The 4,349-nt window shown below is 52.6% G+C and carries 8 protein-coding genes; all 8 read left to right on the top strand.

The features are described from left to right. Window positions 1-103 precede the first annotated feature (103 nt). Complete coding sequence (locus tag OX89_RS19330) at window positions 104-439, top strand: DUF6883 domain-containing protein (protein WP_369799232.1); 336 nt, start codon at window positions 104-106, stop codon at window positions 437-439. A gap of 9 nt (window positions 440-448) precedes the next feature. After that, the gene (locus OX89_RS17910; RefSeq protein ID WP_084001971.1) at window positions 449-679 is read left to right on the top strand and encodes a DUF4926 domain-containing protein; all 231 of its coding nucleotides are present in this window, start codon (window positions 449-451) and stop codon (window positions 677-679) included. 276 nt (window positions 680-955) lie between these two features. Next, entirely contained in the window at window positions 956-1,357 is a 402-nt protein-coding gene (locus OX89_RS17905; RefSeq protein WP_084001970.1) for a type II toxin-antitoxin system RelE/ParE family toxin, read from the top strand. Then, window positions 1,341-1,661, top strand: a complete 321-nt coding sequence (locus OX89_RS02555; RefSeq protein WP_047349444.1) for a helix-turn-helix domain-containing protein — start codon at window positions 1,341-1,343, stop codon at window positions 1,659-1,661. Before OX89_RS17905 ends, OX89_RS02555 begins: the two co-directional genes overlap by 17 nt. Further along, window positions 1,658-2,164, top strand: a complete 507-nt coding sequence (locus OX89_RS18385; protein ID WP_157497274.1) for a hypothetical protein — start codon at window positions 1,658-1,660, stop codon at window positions 2,162-2,164. Before OX89_RS02555 ends, OX89_RS18385 begins: the two co-directional genes overlap by 4 nt. Window positions 2,165-2,249: 85 nt before the next feature. Then, window positions 2,250-2,477 (top strand): hypothetical protein, encoded by a 228-nt coding sequence (locus OX89_RS18380; RefSeq protein ID WP_157497272.1) that lies wholly within the window; start codon window positions 2,250-2,252, stop codon window positions 2,475-2,477. Window positions 2,478-2,744: 267 nt separating this feature from the next. After that, window positions 2,745-3,305 carry a hypothetical protein gene (locus tag OX89_RS02545; protein ID WP_047349442.1) on the top strand — a complete coding sequence of 187 codons (561 nt, stop codon included), beginning with the start codon at window positions 2,745-2,747 and terminating at the stop codon, window positions 3,303-3,305. Between the two features lie 230 nt (window positions 3,306-3,535). After that, complete coding sequence (locus tag OX89_RS02540) at window positions 3,536-4,228, top strand: hypothetical protein (RefSeq protein ID WP_157497270.1); 693 nt, start codon at window positions 3,536-3,538, stop codon at window positions 4,226-4,228. Window positions 4,229-4,349: the final 121 nt, after the last annotated feature.

The following is a 4,349-nucleotide window of genomic DNA, read 5'->3' as shown; positions in this document are numbered from 1 at the left end:
ACCCTGACGGGCACCTGTTGCCCGCTGGGCCGGTGTCCGTCTCTTTCTTAGGAGAACGGCGAATTTCAAATTACATTGATCGTGACCGAAAGGTTGCACACAAATGACACCACCGCCACTCCCCACAGAGCGGCGGATCGACAACGCCAAATTGGTTGGATATCTACTTCACCCTGTGAATAGCCGGGGGAAGTTCGGTCATTTCAGTCGGTATGGATTTGTCCAGGAAAATTGGGAAACTTTGCGTGACTGCCTGCTGGAGCACGCCCAGAATTGCCCAGTGGTCAGTGTCGTTGCGACCGCCTTCGGAACCAAGTACATTGTGACGGGGCCTTTGAGAACCCCAAGTGGCCGCATACCACCGCCAGTAGTCTCTGCTGTATGGCAGCAAGACAGCGGTTCCGTTGGTGTGCGATTGATAACTGCCTACCCAGGCTAGGAGGTAAGAATGCTCAAAGAACACACACAGGTCGTGCTCAAGAAGCCATTGCCAGACCTCGGTCTGGAGCCAGGCGATATCGGAATCGTGATTCATATTCACGGACAAGGAGTGGCCTACGAGGTTGAGTTTCTGACCATGGACGGACACACCATCGGCGTGAAAACACTTGAAGCGGCAGATGTGCGGCAAGCACACGGCAGCGCCATTGTTCATGAACGCGAGCGTCAGGTAGCCTGACCCGCACCTGAAAATCCACGCCATCTTCCGATGGCTTTCTTTACCACCCTGACGGGCACCTGTTGCCCTCTGGGGCCGGTGTCCGTTTTATTTGGAAACGGAAATGACATTACATAATGAACCCCTCGGTGGCCCTTCGGCATCCGAAGATCCTGCCTTTCGCGCTCAAATAGAAGGGCTCAAGGAAGTGACCGCAGCACTCAATGCTGGGGCTAAGTTACAGCGTGAAATCGAAAGCACGATTGACGCCGTATGCCAATTTAGACATAATCCATCATGAGGCACCCTGCACGCAAACCCATCAAGTGGGTTGGCTCCTCAAAAGAGGATCTCAAAGAGATGCCGGATGACGTTCAAGACGTTTTTGGGTTCGCTTTGGGACTCGCGCAGGATGGGCAAAAACATGACGCCGCTAAGCCTCTGAAGGGGTTTGGATCAGCGGGCGTTCTGGAGGTGATTGAAAGCGACGAGGGTGGAACCTATCGAGCCGTTTACACGGTTCGACTTGCCCACTGGATCTACGTCTTGCACTGTTTCCAGAAGAAATCGACAAATGGCATCGAAACACCAAAACCAGACATTGACCTGATCAAATCAAGGTTGAAAGACGCTGAGGAAGATCATGCTGCTTGGTTTCAACAGACGAAAGGAGTCAAAAAAAATGACAATCGCAATTGAAGTTGGCTCTACCAATGTGTATGCCGACCTTGGTTATTCAGACGCCGCAGAAATGCAGCGCAAGGCATCTCTGGCGGCAGAAATTGCACGGGCAATCAAGGCTCGGCACCTCACCCAAGAAGCCGCAGCCGATCTGCTAGGGATTGATCAGTCAAAAATCTCAAAGATCACTCGTGGTCAGTTCCGTGGCGTGAGTGAAGCAAAAATGCTAGAACTGGTGGCAAGGCTCGGCCACGATGTGACAATCATCGTGGGCAAGGCCAAGCATCATGGCTACGGCAAGATTGCGATTGAGTTTGCATGATAGAGCGAACCTTTTTTCCAAAAAGTAGAATTTTGGATGGAAATGGCAAGCTGAAAAAGCTATTCCATGGCACTCGTCATCCAGAAATTGCCTCAGGCGGCCTATCGCCAGGCAAGGCTGGGGCACAAGGGCCAGGAATCTATCTCAGCGACCTTTCTGAAGGTGCATGCAATGAGTATGGCAAGTTCACGATTCCCGTGTACGCCAACATCACGAATCCATGGGTTTTCCACCCATCGGATGAATCATTGGACGCAGCTGTCAATGGTGAACTGCTGGAACAGGTTCTAGGATCTGAAGCAGCTCAGATTGTCATCGACCGCATAGACAAGCACGGCCTGGAAGCTTACGGAAGCGAGTTGATGCAAGCCCTGCGGCTCCGAGGTCATGATGGCATCGTCATGGTCTATCCGTGGTCAGCAGGTTTTCTGAAAGGTGGCAACGTGGTCATAGCCTTCCACGCCGATCAAGTCATACCCGCATTAGGTTGCCTGAGCGTCTGACGCGGCTAAGCAAAATTTCACCACCCTGACGGGCACCTGTTGCCCTCTGGGCCGGTGCCCGTCCATTAAAGAAAGAGGACACAAAATGGAAACGAAATCGCCTGTACAACTGAACGCTATCGAAGCTTATGCCCATGCCGGAACCATGGCAGGGCGTGCCTCGAAGCGACGGGACGCTGCCTGCTCAGCGTTCCATTCGGACTGGGCAAAGCGAGCCATCGCCCTGGAAGCACCTGACGATCGCCCTGCTGCTCGCAAGGCATTCGATGATGCATACCGCGCAGAGGCAACTCCAACAATAGCGATGTACTAACACCAACCTGGGGGCGATTGCCGCCCTCAGGTCTGGTCTCCACAACTTGGCTGAGACGCCGTAGAATCGGCACAGAGCTCATTGCCCCAAACGCCCCCAAGGACGTTTGGGAGAACAAGTTCTACCCCTCCAGCGTACTGCTGAGGATTGAAAGGCCGCTGGCCTATCGCAAGATGAATCAGCAATAGACGCGAAAGCGACACACAACCCACGGGGCCACCTATCCCCAGTGGGGCATGGTGATCCCCATTTTTTTATGGAGTCACCATGAAGTACGAAGAAATTTATGCGCAGATGAAGATCGTCGCAGAAGCGGCGAAGCAACGTGGCCTACTGCAGGCCTACGAGCAAGACTTCTACCTGTACGACAACCACGCCCTGCAATCCGGGTGGACACCTGAAGGGAAATTCCTTTGGGTGATCACGCCCAATGGAACCCATCTCACCGAGATCGGGATTCATCCCAAGCAGAACGACTGGGCACTGGCCACGGTGCATAGCGGTTACAAGACAAGAGAAATCTATCTTGTGAGCGCCAATGGCATCAAGCAGCTCACGGTCGAAAAGGCGGAATCGGAAATCAAAAAGCTCGACTACATCGTTGATGGCTCAACCATCAAGGATAAGACCGGGGAGGTACTGGCCTACATGCGCCTGAAACCTATCCGAAGCGAGGCGCGACAAGGGGGGCAAATCCGGTTTAACCGCCCGGACAACCTGCCCTACACCGAGCGTCTCAAGCACGTCTTGGGGATTATTGCCAACAGCGAGATAGCCAAGTACTACGGTAGTTGGTTCGTTGTCACGGAAAGCATTGTCTTTGATTAGGCGAATTTGAAGTGGAGCATCATGTCGAAAATTTCAATCAGGCACCGAAGAGGCATGCACGCAATTGCATGCGACATGGAGGCATCTGAGTACTACGGCATCAGCAATCGGGGATTTCATGCGTTCGCATGGCAGATTCGTTGCTATACCGTAGGATTCTTCCAAAAGTAATTCAACCCACGCGGGGAAATCTCCCCGTGAGATGACCCCGCATTTTTTTAGGAGTCATCATGAACGACAATCTCAGAACTCATATGGTTACGCTGCTTGAAGATGAGAATGCAAGAACTTGCGTATATTTCATCTGCCAAGCCGAGGATGCGGAGCATGCCAGGGAACAAGCCATGGACATGTATCCGCAAGGTAAAATAACCAATATACTGAAATCTCCCAAACCTGGCGATACCGTCTGGTGGAATGATCCCGATGAGGATATGGCCTCCGGGCACTACCAGGTCTCCGTTGTCGATTCCGATAGCGGAGACATCGAGTATCCAGGCACGATGGTACTCATCAAGAATCGTCACGGTTCCACTGCGGAAGTTCCCGCCTCCGAACTGGAGGAAGAACACGACGTTGAGCACCTCGCGAACGATGTTCGTGACAGTGAGTCCAGTGATGGCTGTGGAGGTGACTATACGATCGTCAAGCGGTCATGTCTGATCGCTCTGCTTGATCAACTCCAGGTCGCAAAGCTGTCGCAAAAGGCAAATGCCCTGGCTGCGACACAGCAGGCGTTGTCTCAATCCATGGAGTACGCAGAAAAGCTCGCTGGGTTCGTCCAGCACGTTGCTGCTCTCAATCTGTGGGGCTATGACAAAGACGATGGCAACCCATATCAAGAATGCGAGGATCCGGACGAAGGTCACTCGGACTCTCACAACTGCTTGATGGAACTCATCGAGCAGGCGCGTAGACTCTAAAAAATTGCACTACCCGCTGCAAAAATAAACAAACCATCCCCTCGGGGATGGTTTTCTAAAGCATCTATTCTCTGCTGGATGCTTCAGAAAACCAGATTTGTCCCTCGCTGCGTAATGCAAC

The organism is Diaphorobacter sp. J5-51, from assembly GCF_001023515.1.
Taxonomy (GTDB): Bacteria; Pseudomonadota; Gammaproteobacteria; order Burkholderiales; family Burkholderiaceae_C; genus Diaphorobacter; species Diaphorobacter nitroreducens.
Note: the sequence above shows the minus strand (reverse complement) of the source record. Positions and strands in the feature narration are given on the sequence as shown.

Bases quoted from the DNA above. Each gene is read 5' to 3' on its own strand.
- OX89_RS19330 (WP_369799232.1), top strand. From the start codon at position 104: ATGACACCACCGCCACTCCCCACAGAGCGGCGGATCGACAACGCCAAA.
- OX89_RS17910 (WP_084001971.1), top strand. From the start codon at position 449: ATGCTCAAAGAACACACACAGGTCGTGCTCAAGAAGCCATTGCCAGAC.
- OX89_RS17905 (WP_084001970.1), top strand. From the start codon at position 956: ATGAGGCACCCTGCACGCAAACCCATCAAGTGGGTTGGCTCCTCAAAA.
- OX89_RS02555 (WP_047349444.1), top strand. From the start codon at position 1,341: ATGACAATCGCAATTGAAGTTGGCTCTACCAATGTGTATGCCGACCTT.
- OX89_RS18385 (WP_157497274.1), top strand. From the start codon at position 1,658: ATGATAGAGCGAACCTTTTTTCCAAAAAGTAGAATTTTGGATGGAAAT.
- OX89_RS18380 (WP_157497272.1), top strand. From the start codon at position 2,250: ATGGAAACGAAATCGCCTGTACAACTGAACGCTATCGAAGCTTATGCC.
- OX89_RS02545 (WP_047349442.1), top strand. From the start codon at position 2,745: ATGAAGTACGAAGAAATTTATGCGCAGATGAAGATCGTCGCAGAAGCG.
- OX89_RS02540 (WP_157497270.1), top strand. From the start codon at position 3,536: ATGAACGACAATCTCAGAACTCATATGGTTACGCTGCTTGAAGATGAG.